Origin of the sequence: Bacillus sp. AK25 (assembly GCF_048270685.1) — a bacterium.
GTDB classification, from domain to species: Bacteria; Bacillota; Bacilli; order Bacillales; family Bacillaceae; genus Bacillus; species Bacillus altitudinis.
In genome coordinates this window covers 1,784,450-1,800,414 of sequence record NZ_JBLUWC010000001.1, presented here as the reverse complement: position 1 = coordinate 1,800,414, position 15,965 = coordinate 1,784,450, and the positions used below count along the sequence as shown (strand labels likewise).

Sequence of the window (15,965 nt, the reverse complement as noted above, 5' to 3'; positions counted from 1 at the left end):
ATAAAAACGCATATGAAGTAGATGAAAGGAGACACAGCCATGTCACTGCAAAACCGCTTACAAGATTTACTGAAAGAAGGGCAGGCGCTCACCGACTTTGAATATAACAAAGCCGCAAGTCAAAATTGGCCGCTAGAAGGGGCAAAAATGACAGAAGAAGCACGCTTTGCTGATGTTTATATAGAACGTGTAGACAAGGAATCGGAGGAAATGATTCAAACAGAAAATGCTTCCTTTTTAAATACACCTCTTACATACGTAAAAAAACAACAAAAAGAATTCATTTATATCGAGTCGAAGTGGTTTGATGTGGTGAGAGCCGACGGACTTGCCATAGAATGGGATGAAGTATTTCAGACGTATACCGTGTTATTCGGATTGAAGCGTCCTAAAAAAGATACTGGATTACTAAAAGAGATGCTCTCAACATTAAATGGTGCTCAGCTTCAATTTAATGGACAAGACGGGTTATTTGATATCAACATTCCGCTTCTTGAACTAGAGGACATCAAAGAAGATACACCTTTGATTGGTGTGATCTCAGCAGTGTACCGCTATTTATTCAACTTGCTCATACAGCTTGAAAATGAATGAATCAAAAAACGGCTCACATTCCTGAGCCGTTTTTTTAGAGCCATCCTCTTATAAATTGAGCCTCACCCATCCCGAAGCTCCAATCGGCGTCTCCATTTTCCACGATGGAGATCATCACATCCGTCTTGGCAACCCCGCATTCTTTTTCTATACGTTCTGCGATTTGTGCATAAAGCTGTTCCTTTTGCTCTTTCGTCCGCTGTTTACTGACAACACTAATGACAACCAGATCCTTTGTTCTCGGATAACCAAGCCCAGTGTCCTCAATCATCATCTCTTCAGGGCGGTGCTGATGAACAATTTGATAGCGATCTCGTTCAGGTACCCCAAAGGCATCAACCATTGCTTCATGGCAAGTGTCCAGCAGTTTTTTTAATTCCTCTTTTGAACGGCCTTCTATCACGTCAAATCGTAACAACGGCATCAGGTCAACCTCCAAATATGTGTTTAATATACAATCATAATGTAACCAACACTTCGCCGTTTCACTCTTTTGCGACATAAGAAAAAAGCCAAAACATTGACGCTTGGCTTTTTCGCTCTGGACTAAGGCGTGACAAATTTCACATCATGCTCTTTTCCATATTGAAGGTAATCTTCATTTGGTTGTTCATTCGTCACGACGATGTCTATGTCTTTTAAGTCACAAAACGTGGTCAAGGCATAATGGTCAAACTTACTATCATCGACTAATAAAAAGGTTTTGGCGTTTTTTTCAACGAGCGTTTTTTTAATATCTGTCTCAAGCGGGGAGGAATTCGTGACGCCATGATCAATGGATAAACCAGTTGATGCAATAAATGCTTTATTGACATTGTATGCTTTGAGACGCTCAACACTTTGATAGCCAACGAAAGAATTTGTCTTTCGCTCTAGCATACCCCCGGTTGAAAAGATGGTGAGGTGTTCATAAGGCATAGCCTGTGTAATGAAATCCACGTTATTTGTCACAACGGTAATCTGTTTCTCCTTCAAATAGGGAAGCATCTCCAGTGTCGTTGTACCAGAATCAACAAAAATCATATCACCATGTTCAACAAAAGCGGCGGCAGCCTGTCCGATCATTTGTTTTTTACTCAGCTGACGAGTCTTTCGCTCCTGATACACCACCAACGTTGAGTGGTTCACAGCGACGCCGCCGTACACTTTCTTTAGCACGCCGGATTCTACCAATGCTTGTACATCTCGGCGTATGGTGTTTTTTGAGACGCCAAAATGCGTCACAAGCTCATCAAGAGAGGCAGATTCCCGGTCAAATACATACTCTTTTATTTGCTGAATACGTTTTGTTTTTATCATGCTACAATCTCCAATCAATACGAATATGCTGATTCTATTATAACAATAATTCCACGTAAAAGATGTCACTGATCAACATGCGAGAATCGAATGATCTTTTTCTCTTATCTTTTCTCATTTTTCATAAAAGCGTATGATAGAGAAAAGAGGATAGAAAGGATTTTCACTTCTATGAATGAGCACAACATACAATTTTCAAAGCTAGCAAATTTTAGAGAGGTAGGGGGACTCCAAACAACGGATCAGATGGTCATCAAACAAGGAATGATTTATCGATCTGCCGATTTATCAAGTCTCACGAAGCAAGACATATTGACGTTCTCAACACTTGGAATTCAAACGATTTGTGACCTGCGTACAAGCTCAGAACGAAAATCACACCCGCCAAAGATCATGGAACATGACAAAATTGTTCATATCCCTATGCAGCCTGACAGCATGATGCCTAGCAAATGGACCATGTTTCGTATGCTGATAGCAGAAGGAAAATCTCTATCCTTTACACCGATCATGAAAGATGTATATCAAAGCATGCTCTATGAGCGAAAAAAAGAGATTCAGCAATTGTTTACATTACTGTCAGATGAAAAAAATTATCCACTTATGCTTCACTGTACAAGCGGAAAGGACCGTACAGGCTTTTTATCTGCTCTTATTCAATTAGCAGCGGGTGTGCCGGTGCATACCGTTTTAAGTGAATACATGCGTTCCAATGAAGGCGTGAAAATGCTAGTGAAAAGACAAGAACGATTTGTTCGCATGATGAGTTTATATCGGGTGTCAAAAGAACAAATTCAACCCCTGCTTGGTGTGCAGCAAGATTATCTTGAAGATGTACTGAATGAGATGATGGATACATACGGAAGTGCAGAGCGGTATTTACTAGAAGCCTGCGACGTCCCGAAAGCTCAGCTGCTTAAAATGAAAAACATCTTGCTTACACCATCTGCTGGCATTCCATCACAAAACGCAGAATAAACTTAATATGAGGTGATGCAAACCATGCTGAAAAAGATCAGTATGACGGTTCTGACACTAGTTCTCATGGGTGTCTTCTTATTGATTCCGTCTAGCAGTCTAGCTCGTTCGATGCCAAAAGGGAAGCTTGAGAGCACAAGAGAGATGCGTGCAGTGTGGGTCGCATCGGTTTATAACTTAGATTGGCCTTCAAAGAAAGGACTGCCCAGAGATGAGCAGAAACAAGAATTCATTCAACTGTTAGACGACATCAAAGCGATGAATATGAACGCCGTCATCATGCAAATTAAACCAACAGCAGATGCCTTTTATCCGTCGAAATTCGGGCCATGGTCTGAATATTTGACTGGTACACAAGGGAAAGACCCTGGATATGACCCGCTTGAATTTATGATAGAAGAAGCACATAAACGCGGCCTTGAATTTCATGCTTGGTTTAACCCTTATCGAATCACCATGAATCATACTGATCTCAACCGGTTGTCAGACGATCATCCTGCAAGAGCACACCCTGAGTGGACCATCGCCTACGGAAATCAGCTTTACTTTAATCCAGGCATTCCTGATGCTCAGGATTTCATTGTTGACGGGATAGAGGAAGTAGTGAAAAATTACGATATTGATGCGGTGCATATGGATGATTATTTTTACCCGAATAAAATCGCTGGTGTGCCATTTCCAGATCAAGAAACGTATGAAACTTACGGGCAGAAGTTCACTCATATAGAAGATTGGCGAAGAGATAATGTGAATCACTTGGTGCAGCAAATCAATGACACCATTAAGAAAGAAAAGCCGTATGTGAAATTCGGCATTAGCCCATTTGGTGTATGGCGCAACATAAAAGATGACCCAACCGGTTCAAACACAACAGCAGGGATGACCAATTATGATGATTTGTATGCTGATACAAGAGAGTGGATACAGCAGCACCATATTGATTATATCACCCCGCAAATTTATTGGAGTATCGGCTTTCAGCCCGCTGCCTATGATGTGCTGACGAAATGGTGGTCAAATGAAGTGAAGGGGCAGCCTGTTCACTTGTACATTGGTCAAGCGACGTATAAAATCAATCAAAACAGTGATCCTGCTTGGTCTGATCCCGAGGAGTATTTTCGCCAGATCGAGCTGAACAGGCAGTCACAGCTCGTACAAGGAAGCATGCATTTTAGTCTGAAAGATATCAATCGGAATCCCTTGAATGTAAAGAAACGATTAATAGAAGAAACCTATAGCAAACCGGCTCTCATACCAGAGATGCCATGGCTTCATCAAAAAGCGCCAAAAAAACCAATCATTCAATCTGTGAAAAAGACAGAGGATGGTGCAGTTTTACAGATACAAAATGATCCGCACTCTAGTGCATCCTATTATGCAGTCTATCGATTGTCGAATAAAGGGACATACGAATTTGTGCAAACGGTCAGAAAAGAAACAGGTTCCTTCACACATACGAAAGACATTTTAGCAAATCAAAAGAAGAGCTATACCTATAAAGTGACGGCACTCAATCGCCTTCATCATGAAAGCAAACCTTCTACAAAAACAGTAAAATAACAAAGACAGCATAAATGAGGGTTTTCCTCCATTTATGCTTTTTTGCTTTCTCTATTTTTCTACTATTTTTATTTTAATTTTCTGAATTCAATCAAGCTTGGCATGAAGCAGCTATTTGATTAATAAATATGATAGAAAAGCGCCAAAGGGGGAAGCAAAATGGATTTTGAATTAACGAAAGAGCAGCAAATGATCCGTCAGATGGTCAAAGAATTTGCAAAAACAGAAATTGCACCACACGCTCAAACAGTTGATGAACAGGCAGCATTTCCCGTAAAAACATTTCAAAAAATGGGGGAGCTCGGTTTTATGGGTATACCCTTTCCAGAGAAATATGGAGGTTCTGGAGGAGATACGATCTCATATGCACTGGCAGTAGAAGAAATTGGAAAACAGTGTGCAAGTACAGGTTTAAGTTATGCCGCAGCGGTTTCCTTAGGCGCAAGTCCACTTTATTACTTCGGGACGGAGGAGCAAAAGATGGACCATCTTGTTCCATTAGCCTCTGGAACAGCGCTTGGCTCCTTCGGATTAACAGAACCAAACGCCGGATCAGATGCAAAAGGAACAAAAACAAAGGCCATTAAAGACGGACAAGAATATGTCATCAGTGGGGAAAAGTGCTGGATCACAAATGCCAATTATGCCAGAACGATTATTGTCACCGCTGTAACAGACCATGATGAAAACGGACGTCCGATCATCTCCGCCTTTATTGTGGAGAAAGGGCAAAAGGGACTGTCGATTACAAACCCATATGACAAAATGGGGGTTCGCGGTTCAGATACGGCTGAAATCATTTTAGACGAAGTGCGTGTACCAGCGCATCATATATTGGGAGACAAATCGAAAGGATTCAAGCAATTTTTATATACATTAGACGGCGGACGAATTTCCATTGCAGCCTTATCTGTCGGAATTGCGCAAGCTGCATTTGATGCTTCACTTTCCTATGCAAAAGAAAGAAAACAATTTGGTCAGACGCTCTCATCCTTCCAGGCCATTCAGTTTAAGCTGGCGGATATGGCGATGCAAATAGAGCTTGCAAGACAAATGGTCTGGAAAGCCGCTTGGCTGAAAGATCAAGGCAAACCATTTACAAAAGAAGCGGCCTATGCCAAACTGTTTGCTTCAGAAATGGCCACAAAAGCAAGTCTTGATGCGGTCCAAATTCATGGCGGAACAGGCTATATGAAAGAATGCGGTGTTGAACGGCTTGTGAGAGATGCCAAGCTCATGGAAATCGGAGAAGGAACCTCTGAAATTCAGCGGCTCGTGATCGCAAGACAGCTGTTAGCGTAATACCTTAATGAAAACGCTTACTATACATGAGGGAGGAAAGCAATGATGTCGATTCACCCGCAAACGATTGGCTCCCTATTAAGAGAAAAAAAAGAACAGCACCCAGCACATGAAGCCATTGTTTACCCAGAACGTTCTTTACGTTATTCGTACGAAGCGTTTTATCGAGAGGTCAAGGAAACAGGAAAAGGTCTCATGGCATTAGGGGTTCAAAAGGGAGATCACATCGCCATTATGGCACCAAATATACCTGAATGGCTCATTCTTCAATTTGCCTGCGCCTCCATTGGTGCTGTTCTTGTCACTGTGAATACCAATTTTCAATCACAGGAACTCGCCTATTTACTCAAGCATTCTGACAGCAAAATGTTGTTTATTGTAGACGGCTTTAAAGAAACGTCCTATGTCAACATGCTTGAAGAGCTGATTCCAGAACTTCAAACCGCTCATCAAGAGGAAATCACTTCCACACAATTTCCTTATTTAAAAAGATGTATCTATATCGGTCAGCATGTACCAAACGGCATGCTCGGCTGGGATCGTCTTCAAGTGGCTGCCAAAAGAGCCGGAGAGCTTGAATGGGAGAAACGAATGAATGAGCTCACGCCTGATGACGTTATTAATATGCAGTACACTTCAGGCACAACCGGCTATCCAAAAGGCGTCATGCTCAGCCACACAAACATCGTCTGTAATGCGAGTCAGATCGCAGATTGTATGAAATTAACAGAGCAGGACCGTATGTGTATCCCAGTACCGTTTTTTCATTGCTTCGGCTCTGTTCTTGGTGTACTTGCTTGTCTCACAAAAGGGGGAACGATCATTCCACTTGAATCATTCCATCCAGAACGAGTCCTTCAAACAGTAGAAAAAGAAAAATGCACGGTTCTTCACGGTGTACCAACCATGTTCATCGCAGAGCTCGATCATCCAAATTTCCACTCTTATGACCTGTCCACATTACGAACGGGGATTATGGCCGGTTCACTCTGCCCATCCCACGTCATGAAAGCAGTCATTGAAAAAATGGGACTGAGAGAGCTCACGATTGCCTATGGTCAAACCGAAAGTTCACCCGTCATTACCCAAACAAGAACCGATGATTCGTTTGAAAGACGCGTTCAAACAGTCGGACGTGCGCTTCCTCAAATTGAAGTCAAAATTGCTTTACCAGGGACATCAGAAGAAGTGCCAAGAGGACAGCAAGGGGAGCTTTGTACAAGAGGCTATCATGTCATGAAAGGCTATTATAAAAACGAAGAAGCAACAAATGAAGTCATTGATGAGGACGGATGGCTCCACACAGGGGATTTAGCTGAGATGGATCATGACGGTTATGTGAAAATCACAGGCCGGCTTAAAGATATGATCATCAGAGGCGGAGAGAATGTGTACCCAAAAGAGATTGAGGATGTCCTATACACTCATCCTGCCATTCTTGACGCACAGGTTGTTGGTATTCCTGACGAGACATACGGCGAGGAAGCAGCCGCATTCATTCGGCTAAAACAAGGGAAGTCGGTCTCAATTGAGACATTAACGAGCTATTGTCAGTCGCAAATGGCACGCTACAAAATCCCGAAATACTTTTTCATTACAGATGAGTACCCAATGACCGCCTCAGGCAAAATTCAGAAATTCCGCTTGAAAAAGCAGGCGCTTGATCTAATAAAGGAGTGAAGGCAGCGATGTTTGAACAAGTATTGATCGCCAATCGAGGCGAAATTGCCCGTAGAGTGATTCGGACATGTAAACGGCTCGGAATCAAAACCGTTGCCGTTTATTCAGAGGCTGATCAGCATGCACTCCATGTGCAAGAAGCAGACAGCGCCTATTATATCGGCGGCGCTAAAGTTTCTGAAAGCTATTTAAACATGGAAGCGATCATTAAGGTTGCCAAACAAACAAATGCTGATGCTATCCACCCAGGGTATGGTCTTTTATCAGAAAATGCGGCATTTGCTGAGCGCTGCCGGAGCGAAGGCATTGCCTTTATTGGACCATCTGCACAAGTCATTCAGCAGATGGGAAATAAAATTGAAGCGAGAAAAACAATGGAACAAGCGGGCATCCCAATCGTTCCTGGTGTTTCAGCCCCGCTCCATGATGCAGAGGAAGGGGTTCATAAAGCACAGACACTCGGCTATCCCATTATGCTAAAAGCATCGAGTGCTGGCGGCGGGATTGGTATGCAGCTCGTCCGCAACGACGAAGAACTGCATCGAGCGTTTGAAGGAAATCAAAAAAGAGCACAAAGTTTCTTTCAAGACGGTACGTTGTACATGGAAAAGGTGATTGAACACGCACGGCACATCGAAATTCAAGTTCTTTTTGATTCGTTCGGTCACGGCGTTCACTTATTTGAAAGAGATTGTTCACTCCAAAGAAGACATCAGAAAATTGTTGAAGAGGCACCAGCCGTCTGTCTTGAAGAAACTGTGAGACAGCAAATGGGACAGATGGCCGTCAAAGCTGCCAAAGCGATTGGGTATGAAAATGCGGGCACGATTGAATGTTTAGTCGATCAAAACCAGCAATTTTATTTCTTAGAAATGAATACGAGATTGCAAGTAGAACACCCTGTCACTGAAGAAATTACCGGGATTGACCTTGTCGAGGAGCAGCTAAAAATTGCAGCATTAGAGCCCCTGTCTTTTAGCCAAGAGGATATTCATCAAATTGGGCACGCCATTGAAGTTAGAATATACGCTGAAGACCCTGTGACATTTTACCCTTCGCCAGGCACGATCACTCGGCTTTCTACACCTGATGCCCCATATATCCGTCATGAGTCAAGCGTCACGAGCGGAAGTGTCATTACCCCATTTTACGATCCAATGATTGCGAAAATGATTGTGTACGGTGATACTCGAAAACTCGCCATAGAACGATTAAAAGCAGCATTACAAGCATATGAAATAGAAGGGATCAAAACCAATGTACCGCTTTTAAAGGAAATGGCCGAATCAACTGCCTTTTTACATGGCAGCATCACAACCGATTATCTGATGAAAAAAAGGGAGGAAAACCGTTCATGAAAACTGTCACGATACAAATGGCCGGAAACTTATGGAAGCTTCTTGTGAAACAGGGTGATGATGTGCAAAAAGGACAGGAAGTCGCCATCTTAGAATCGATGAAAATGGAGATTCCCATTGTTGCAGAAGAAGCAGGTGTGATCAGTAAAGTGTATAAGGCGGAGGGGGACTTTGTTGACGAGGGAGAGGTACTTTTAGAGCTGACAGAATAGGGGGAAAGCCGCATGGCATTACCAAAAAACGTGCTCATTAGAGAGGTCGGCCCGCGCGATGGCCTGCAAAATGAATCCGTTTGGCTGGACACAATGGAGAAGCGAACATGGATCCATTTACTCGAAGAAGCCCATCTTCCTTATATTGAAGTCACCTCATTTGTTCATCCGAAATGGGTTCCAACCTTAAAAGACGCCAAAGAATTAGCCCAATCATTAAACAAAAAAGAGGATCTCACCTATGCCGCACTCATCCCAAATGAAAAAGGATTAGCTCATTTTTTTGAAGCAAACCTTGAGGTAGGGGCTATGTTTATCTCATCGAGTGAGACACATAACAAAAAGAATATGAATCGATCTATACAGGAAACACTGCCTGTGATCAAACAAATGACAGCCGATTTAAAAGCAGAAGGACGGCAAACGCGGGCCTATATTTCAACCGTGTTTGGATGTCCTTATGAAAGACAAGTACCGATGGACCAAGTGCTGCGATTAACGGAACAGTTGCTGTCCTTCGGCATTGATGAAATATCACTTGGGGATACCATTGGGGAAGCCCATCCGCTGCAAGTAGAAAGACGGTTAGACCTTTTACTTGAACGCTTTCCTGCTGATAAAATCGCACTTCATTTTCATGATACAAAAGGAATGGGGCTTGCCAATATTTATACAGCATTAAAAGCCGGCATCACCATATTTGATGCCTCTAGCGGAGGGCTTGGCGGCTGTCCTTATGCACCTGGCTCCAGCGGAAACGTGGCGACAGAAGACGTGGTGCACATGCTTCACAAACTCGGGATCGAAACAAATGTCGACCTTCCTCGCTTGATCAAAGCGGCTGAATGGATTGAAGCAAAAGTGGATCGAACCCTGCCAAGTCACTGTTTACGCGCTTTTCAGTCTCACACTACTTGATAAAGGGTGAATCACATGACATCATTGGTCAATTTTTCAATACAAGATGATCATATTGGCATCATGACATTAAATAGACCAGCACAAGCCAATGCTCTATCAGCTGCTATGCTAGAGGAAATCAATCAAACGATTCAAGAAATCAAACATGATGAAAACATCCGCTGTTTGCTCATGACAGGAACTGGCGCTAAAGTTTTTTGCGCAGGAGCAGACTTAAAAGAACGGCGATTGATGACAGAACAAGAAGCCAAAGAAGCTGTTCTGACCATTCAGCAAACCTTTACAGACATTGAATCTTTGCCCGTTCCTGTCATTGCCGTGATAAACGGACACGCACTTGGCGGAGGTCTTGAGCTCGCGCTCGCCTGTGATCTCCGCATCGCAAGAGCGGGTGCAGCGCTCGGCCTGCCGGAAACAGGACTAGCTATCCTGCCGGGAGCAGGGGGCACACAAAGACTTCCGCGCCTGATCGGACCCGGGAAAGCGAAAGAAATGATCTTCACAGGCACTTCTTTACGAGCAGAAGAAGCCGTTAAAATCGGACTGATTGAACGTATCTCTACAGCCGATTCACTGATGAATGATGCCATCACACTCGCAAAACAAATCACCAAGAATGGACCGATTGCTTTAAAAGAAGCAAAACAAGCCATTCAATCCAGCCTTGATCACGATTTACAAACAGGGCTGACGAAAGAATACGAAGCTTATCTGCGGCTTATTCATACAGCCGATCGACTAGAAGGTCTCAAGGCTTTTCAAGAAAAACGAACGCCTCATTACAGAGGCAAATAGCAAGAAAGGGGAATGGTCATGATCGAAGAATATGAATTAAAAAAACAACGAATTGAAAAGGGCGGGGCAGAACGCTACCATCAAAAAAACAAAGAAAAAGGAAAATTATTTGTCCGTGATCGCCTCCATTTGTTATTAGATGAGGATTCTTTCATTGAAGATGCCATGTTTGCAGAGTGCAAAGATGAACATTTACCAGCAGATGGTGTCGTCACAGGAACCGGGCGTATGAATGGGCAGACTGTTTGCGTCATGGCAAACGACTCTACGGTTAAAGCAGGATCGTGGGGCGTCAAAACAGTAGAAAAAATCATTCGAATTCAAGAAACGGCCAAGAAACTCAATTGTCCTATGCTGTATCTAGTCGATTCTGCGGGTGCAAGAATCACTGATCAAATCGCCATGTTTCCAGGCAGAAGAGGAGCAGGGCGCATTTTTTATAACCAAGTCAAGCTGTCTGGGCGTATCCCACAAATTTGTTTACTCTTCGGTCCATCTGCAGCCGGTGGTGCGTATATCCCTGCTTTTTGTGACATTGTCGTCATGGTCGAAGGAAATGCCTCTATGTATTTAGGCTCGCCGCGAATGGCTGAAATGGTGATCGGTGAAAAAGTATCACTTGAGGAAATGGGCGGTGCGAAAATGCATTGCAGCATTTCTGGATGCGGAGATATATTAGCCAAAACAGAGGAAGAGGCCATTCAAATTGCACGTGATTATTTAACCTATATGCCTGCCAACTATACAGAAAAACCAAAAATGACAGCAGCAAAAGCACCTAAACCATCTGAAATTACCATCCAAGACTTAATCCCTAAAGGCCAGAATACCCCATTTGACATGTATCAACTCATCGATTTACTGATTGATGAAGGGTCATTTTTTGAAATCAAAAAGCTGTTTGCCGCAGAGTTAATCACCGGCTTTGGCAGAATGAACGGTCAGCCTATCGGTCTCATTGCCAATCAGCCAAGGGTCAAAGGCGGCGTATTATTCCACGACTCAGCTGATAAAGCCGCCAAGTTTATTCAGCTCTGTGATGCCTTTCATATCCCGCTGCTCTTTCTTGCGGACATACCAGGATTTATGATTGGAACAAAAGTGGAACAAGCCGGCATTATTCGTCATGGGGCAAAAATGATCTCCGCTATGTCAGAGGCGACCGTTCCGAAAATATCCGTCATCGTCCGTAAAGCATACGGAGCAGGACTATATGCAATGGCAGGCCCTGCTTTTGAGCCAGACTGCTGTCTCGCTCTTCCATCGGCGCAAATCGCTGTGATGGGTCCAGAAGCCGCTGTAAATGCCGTCTATGCAAATAAAATTGCAGAACTCCCGCCCGAAGAGAGGGCTTCATTTATACAAGAGAAACGGAAGGAATACCAGGAAGATATGAATATCTATGAGCTTGCCTCTGAAATGATTGTCGATGGCGTCATCCCATTTGACCGTCTAAGAACGGAACTTTGTCATAGATTAGTAGCCTATTCATCGAAAGACATGACATTTACGAAACGAAAACATCCGGTCTATCCGGTCTAAAGGGGGCAGATCTCATGATCAACCTGAAACCAGAATGGATACCGGAAGAAAAGCAGAGCCAAAAAACACGTTTGCATCAGTGGATGAAATCTCTTGGTTTTTCTACGTATGACTCATTCTATCAAGCCAGTATTGATCGCACAGACTGGTTTTGGAGAGAAGCGGAGAAGGCGGTCGGCATTCAGTGGAAAAAACCATATGAAGCGGCATTAGGTCACCACTCATTGATGTGGCCGAAATGGTATCAGGGCGGCACACTTAACATCACCGAAACGGCTGTGGACAAATGGGCAGAAAAAGAAGAGACGAAGCATCAGCCCGCCATCATTTGGAGCAATGAAGCCGGTGAAGAAAAGAAATGGTCATTTCTCGAACTTCAAGAGAAAGTGAGCCGTCTTGCAGCTGGCTTTTTGAAAGAAGGACTTCAAAAAGGGGATGTAGCCATCATCTATATGCCAATGCTTCCAGAAACGGTCGCCGTCATGCTTGCCTTTACAAAGATTGGTGTTATTTTCAGCCCAGTCTTCTCAGGCTATGGAAGCGAGCCACTCGCTGTACGCATTCGTGCGTCAGGCGCATCCATTGTCGTCACAGCGAATGAAATGATGCGGCGAGGGAAAACGATCAACATGCGGGAATGTGTGGCGGATGCCATCAACAAAACAGCAACTGTGCAAAAAGTGATTGTGCACACTTCCTCTCATACCGGATATCAGGGCGATGTCCTGCTAAATGATTTGTTAAAAGAACAGCCGTTCACCGGCGCGACCTATGTCACAAATGAAGACCCGCTGATGATCTTGTATACGTCAGGCACAACCGGCACACCAAAGGGAGCCGTTCACACACACGCAGGCTTTCCGATAAAGGCAGCTTTTGATGCCGGGCTATGTATGGACGTGGCAAAAGGAGACCGACTGTTTTGGCTGACTGATATGGGCTGGATGATGGGGCCATTCCTCGTCTTTGGCGGCTTGATCAATGGCGCTACCATCGTTTTATATGACGGCGCTCCCGATTATCCAGATGAGCAGCAGCTCTGGTCATTCATCCACGAGAAGAAAGTCACTCATTTTGGACTTTCCCCTACATTTGTTCGTTCTGCGATGCAGCAAACGATTGATGGGGTCGAGTTACCGCATGTCAAAGCCATTATTTCTACTGGGGAGCCGTGGAATGAAGCTCCGTGGCAATGGTTATTTCACACCATTGGTCAAAAGAACATTCCCATCTTAAATTATTCAGGAGGAACCGAGGTTTCTGGTGGCATTGTAGGCAGTACGCTGCTTCGACCCATCAAACCGATTCTCTTTAATGCGGCGATCTTAGGAATGGCGGCAGATGTATACAATGAAGCCGGGCAAAGCGTGATGAATGAGGTAGGGGAGCTTGTGGTGAAAAAGCCATGGGTCGGCATGACATGTGGTTTTTGGAACGAACCGGAGCGTTATGAAGATACGTATTTCAAACGATTTGATGGTGTATGGACACACGGAGATTGGGTCATGCAAACAGAGGACGGAGAATTCCACATCACCGGCAGATCGGATGATGTCATTAATACAGCAGGGAAACGCATCGGGCCAGCTGAAATTGAATCCATCCTTACCTGGCATCCTGCCGTGCATGAAGCCGCTGTGATTGGGGTAAAGGATGAGGTGAAAGGGGAGGCGCTCGTCTGTTTCATCGTGACCAGTCCGCATGCTTTTGAAGAAGCAGCCCTTATCCAAGAGCTTTCAGCCCATGTTGGTTCACATGCTGGAAAAGCGCTCACACCAAAAGAAGTTCATCTCATTTCAGCTTTGCCGAAAACAAGGAATGGAAAAATCGTACGACGTTTACTTAAAGGGGCGTATGAAGATCAGCCTTCATCCGATCTATCTTCATTAGACAATCCAGATGTATATAAGAGTCTGACCGAATACTTGAATAAGAAACAGAAAAAATAAAAAAGACAGGATGGTTCCTGTCTTTTTTTATTGCACATGAAAATTCGTTCCATCTGTTGTCTCTTTCACAATCCCTGCCCGAATGACAAAATCGCCGAAATGTTCATTTTCTTCTCGTTCTTTTGCGTAGCGGGGGAGAATAGAGCCAAGTTCTTTTAGAATGTCTTCCTCACCCACATTTTCACGGTATAATTTACTTAATCTGCTGCCATCAAATGCGGCACCGAGATACATATTATACTTACCAGGTGATTTTCCGATAAATCCAATCTCTCCAAGCGCATGACGAGCACAACCATTTGGACAACCAGTCATTCGAATGGTGATTTCTTTATCACTTAATCCGTTTTCTTCCACGATGTCTTCGATTTTATCAATCAATCGTGGAAGGTAGCGCTCTGCTTCAGCCATCGCTAAACCGCATGTTGGCAAAGATACACAAGCCATTGAGCTGCGGCGTAGGGCAGAGTGCTGCTGGCCGTCTGATAAACCAAACTTCTGAATGAGCTGTTCGATTTGTTTCTTTTTATGAGTTGTCACATTCCCAATGATTAAATTCTGATTAGCGGTTAAACGGAAGTCACCTGTATGAACCTTGGCGATTTCGCAGATGCCTGTCATCAGCGGATAATCATCATAATCTGTAATGCGTCCGCCTTCTACAAACATCGTATAATGCCATCTGCCATTAATGCCTTTTACCCAGCCATAACGGTCACCGTTATGATCAAAGTGATAATCCTTTGCCTCTAAAAGAGTAAACCCAAGACGGCGCTCAAGCTCTTCTTTTACATTCTCAAGACCAAGGCGGTCCACCGTATATTTAAAGCGGGCATTTTTTCGCACAGAACGGTTTCCGTAGTCACGCTGAATAGTGATGACTTGTTTGGCAATTTCTACGACCTGTTCAGGTGTACAAAAGCCGATGACCTTTGCAAGCTGCGGATAAGTCGCTGTATCACCATGCGTCATACCCATTCCGCCGCCAATTGCGACATTAAAACCGACCAGTTGATCGTTTTCGATAATGGCAATGAAGCCTAGATCCTGCGAAAAAACATCAATGTCATTAGCAGGAGGGACCGCCACACCAATTTTGAATTTCCTTGGCAAATAAAGCGGACCATACATCGGTTCAACTTCCTTATCTGGCGTTGCCGCAACCTTTTCCTCATCAAGCCAAATTTCGTGATAAGCTCTTGTTTGCGGGAGCAGGTCATCACTTAATTTTTTCGCCAGCTCGTATACATCATGGTGCACTTCTGATTGATAGGGGTTTGATGTACACATGACATTCCGGTTCACGTCGCCGCAAGCAGCAATTGTATCAAGCATAGTAGAATGAATGTCTTGAATGGTTTTTTTCATATTCCATTTTAAAATACCGTGAAGCTGAAAGGTTTCACGAGTCGTCAGCTTTAACGTACCGTTTCCGTATTTGTGAGCAAGCTCATCCATCACAAGCCACTGCTTGGAGGTGGCGATTCCGCCAGGCAGACGGACACGCAGCATAAATTGATAGGCAGGCTCAAGCTTTTGTTTTTGTCGTTCATTTCTCAGATCACGATCATCTTGTAAGTAGCTGCCGTGATGCTTCATCAGACGGTTGTCATCATCCGGAATTCCCGCTGAAATCGGATCAAGCATCACTTCTTTTAACGTACCCCGTAAATAATCACTTTTTTCTTTGATTTCCTCTACGTCGCTCGGAGGTCCATCCGGCGCTGTTAATGCTGTCTTCACCATGTAAGTAAAAGCTCCTTTCTTTCAAGCAT

Annotated in this window: 14 protein-coding genes; 11 read left to right on the top strand and 3 right to left on the bottom strand. The window is 43.9% G+C overall.

Annotation, left to right across the window (positions count from 1 at the left end; genetic code table 11):
• The first annotated feature begins 39 nt into the window (after nt 1–39).
• Nucleotides 40–594: a hypothetical protein gene (locus tag ACNO7B_RS09240; RefSeq protein WP_056703144.1), complete on the top strand. Its 555-nt coding sequence runs from the start codon at nt 40–42 to the stop codon at nt 592–594.
• 34 nt (nt 595–628) lie between these two features.
• On the opposite strand, the gene ACNO7B_RS09235 is transcribed toward ACNO7B_RS09240, so the two are convergent.
• Both ACNO7B_RS09235 and ACNO7B_RS09230 read right to left on the bottom strand, forming a co-directional pair.
• Nucleotides 629–1,018, bottom strand: coding sequence for a tautomerase family protein (locus ACNO7B_RS09235; RefSeq protein WP_008346632.1), 390 nt, complete (start codon nt 1,016–1,018; stop codon nt 629–631).
• A 122-nt stretch (nt 1,019–1,140) separates the two neighbouring features.
• The gene (locus ACNO7B_RS09230) at nt 1,141–1,893 is read right to left on the bottom strand and encodes a DeoR/GlpR family DNA-binding transcription regulator (protein ID WP_060832382.1); all 753 of its coding nucleotides are present in this window, start codon (nt 1,891–1,893) and stop codon (nt 1,141–1,143) included.
• Between the two features lie 90 nt (nt 1,894–1,983).
• On the opposite strand from ACNO7B_RS09230, the gene ACNO7B_RS09225 reads away from it, so the two are divergent.
• From ACNO7B_RS09225 to ACNO7B_RS09180, 10 genes are all read left to right on the top strand, one after another.
• The gene (locus tag ACNO7B_RS09225; RefSeq protein ID WP_417901440.1) at nt 1,984–2,871 is read left to right on the top strand and encodes a tyrosine-protein phosphatase; all 888 of its coding nucleotides are present in this window, start codon (nt 1,984–1,986) and stop codon (nt 2,869–2,871) included.
• 24 nt (nt 2,872–2,895) lie between these two features.
• A complete protein-coding gene (locus tag ACNO7B_RS09220; protein WP_138825875.1) occupies nt 2,896–4,431 on the top strand; it encodes a glycoside hydrolase family 10 protein in 1,536 nt (511 codons plus the stop codon).
• Between the two features lie 159 nt (nt 4,432–4,590).
• Nucleotides 4,591–5,733, top strand: a complete 1,143-nt coding sequence (locus ACNO7B_RS09215; protein ID WP_417901439.1) for an acyl-CoA dehydrogenase family protein — start codon at nt 4,591–4,593, stop codon at nt 5,731–5,733.
• Between the two features lie 42 nt (nt 5,734–5,775).
• Nucleotides 5,776–7,413, top strand: coding sequence for an AMP-binding protein (locus ACNO7B_RS09210; protein WP_065460496.1), 1,638 nt, complete (start codon nt 5,776–5,778; stop codon nt 7,411–7,413).
• 8 nt (nt 7,414–7,421) lie between these two features.
• Nucleotides 7,422–8,771, top strand: coding sequence for an acetyl-CoA carboxylase biotin carboxylase subunit (locus ACNO7B_RS09205; RefSeq protein ID WP_417901438.1), 1,350 nt, complete (start codon nt 7,422–7,424; stop codon nt 8,769–8,771).
• Nucleotides 8,768–8,983 carry an acetyl-CoA carboxylase biotin carboxyl carrier protein subunit gene (locus ACNO7B_RS09200; RefSeq protein WP_008346646.1) on the top strand — a complete coding sequence of 72 codons (216 nt, stop codon included), beginning with the start codon at nt 8,768–8,770 and terminating at the stop codon, nt 8,981–8,983. The genes ACNO7B_RS09205 and ACNO7B_RS09200 overlap by 4 nt, the downstream gene beginning before the upstream one ends.
• A 12-nt stretch (nt 8,984–8,995) precedes the next feature.
• A complete protein-coding gene (locus ACNO7B_RS09195) occupies nt 8,996–9,901 on the top strand; it encodes a hydroxymethylglutaryl-CoA lyase (protein WP_417901437.1) in 906 nt (301 codons plus the stop codon).
• A 15-nt stretch (nt 9,902–9,916) separates the two neighbouring features.
• The gene (locus ACNO7B_RS09190) at nt 9,917–10,699 is read left to right on the top strand and encodes an enoyl-CoA hydratase (RefSeq protein ID WP_048002652.1); all 783 of its coding nucleotides are present in this window, start codon (nt 9,917–9,919) and stop codon (nt 10,697–10,699) included.
• An 18-nt stretch (nt 10,700–10,717) separates the two neighbouring features.
• Nucleotides 10,718–12,241, top strand: coding sequence for an acyl-CoA carboxylase subunit beta (locus ACNO7B_RS09185; RefSeq protein ID WP_212339108.1), 1,524 nt, complete (start codon nt 10,718–10,720; stop codon nt 12,239–12,241).
• A gap of 14 nt (nt 12,242–12,255) precedes the next feature.
• Nucleotides 12,256–14,190, top strand: coding sequence for an AMP-binding protein (locus ACNO7B_RS09180; protein ID WP_212339110.1), 1,935 nt, complete (start codon nt 12,256–12,258; stop codon nt 14,188–14,190).
• Between the two features lie 27 nt (nt 14,191–14,217).
• Here ACNO7B_RS09180 and cysI read toward each other — a convergent pair whose 3' ends face one another.
• A complete protein-coding gene (gene cysI, locus ACNO7B_RS09175) occupies nt 14,218–15,936 on the bottom strand; it encodes an assimilatory sulfite reductase (NADPH) hemoprotein subunit (RefSeq protein ID WP_212339117.1) in 1,719 nt (572 codons plus the stop codon).
• Nucleotides 15,937–15,965: the final 29 nt, after the last annotated feature.

What these genes read in the sequence shown, in the direction of transcription:
- ACNO7B_RS09200 (WP_008346646.1), top strand. Translation starts at nt 8,768, where the DNA reads ATGAAAACTGTCACGATACAAATGGCCGGAAACTTATGGAAGCTTCTT.
- ACNO7B_RS09240 (WP_056703144.1), top strand. Translation starts at nt 40, where the DNA reads ATGTCACTGCAAAACCGCTTACAAGATTTACTGAAAGAAGGGCAGGCG.
- cysI (WP_212339117.1), bottom strand. Translation starts at nt 15,936, where the DNA reads ATGGTGAAGACAGCATTAACAGCGCCGGATGGACCTCCGAGCGACGTA.
- ACNO7B_RS09190 (WP_048002652.1), top strand. Translation starts at nt 9,917, where the DNA reads ATGACATCATTGGTCAATTTTTCAATACAAGATGATCATATTGGCATC.
- ACNO7B_RS09230 (WP_060832382.1), bottom strand. Translation starts at nt 1,893, where the DNA reads ATGATAAAAACAAAACGTATTCAGCAAATAAAAGAGTATGTATTTGAC.
- ACNO7B_RS09215 (WP_417901439.1), top strand. Translation starts at nt 4,591, where the DNA reads ATGGATTTTGAATTAACGAAAGAGCAGCAAATGATCCGTCAGATGGTC.
- ACNO7B_RS09210 (WP_065460496.1), top strand. Translation starts at nt 5,776, where the DNA reads ATGATGTCGATTCACCCGCAAACGATTGGCTCCCTATTAAGAGAAAAA.
- ACNO7B_RS09225 (WP_417901440.1), top strand. Translation starts at nt 1,984, where the DNA reads ATGATCTTTTTCTCTTATCTTTTCTCATTTTTCATAAAAGCGTATGAT.
- ACNO7B_RS09195 (WP_417901437.1), top strand. Translation starts at nt 8,996, where the DNA reads ATGGCATTACCAAAAAACGTGCTCATTAGAGAGGTCGGCCCGCGCGAT.
- ACNO7B_RS09235 (WP_008346632.1), bottom strand. Translation starts at nt 1,018, where the DNA reads ATGCCGTTGTTACGATTTGACGTGATAGAAGGCCGTTCAAAAGAGGAA.
- ACNO7B_RS09205 (WP_417901438.1), top strand. Translation starts at nt 7,422, where the DNA reads ATGTTTGAACAAGTATTGATCGCCAATCGAGGCGAAATTGCCCGTAGA.
- ACNO7B_RS09220 (WP_138825875.1), top strand. Translation starts at nt 2,896, where the DNA reads ATGCTGAAAAAGATCAGTATGACGGTTCTGACACTAGTTCTCATGGGT.
- ACNO7B_RS09185 (WP_212339108.1), top strand. Translation starts at nt 10,718, where the DNA reads ATGATCGAAGAATATGAATTAAAAAAACAACGAATTGAAAAGGGCGGG.
- ACNO7B_RS09180 (WP_212339110.1), top strand. Translation starts at nt 12,256, where the DNA reads ATGATCAACCTGAAACCAGAATGGATACCGGAAGAAAAGCAGAGCCAA.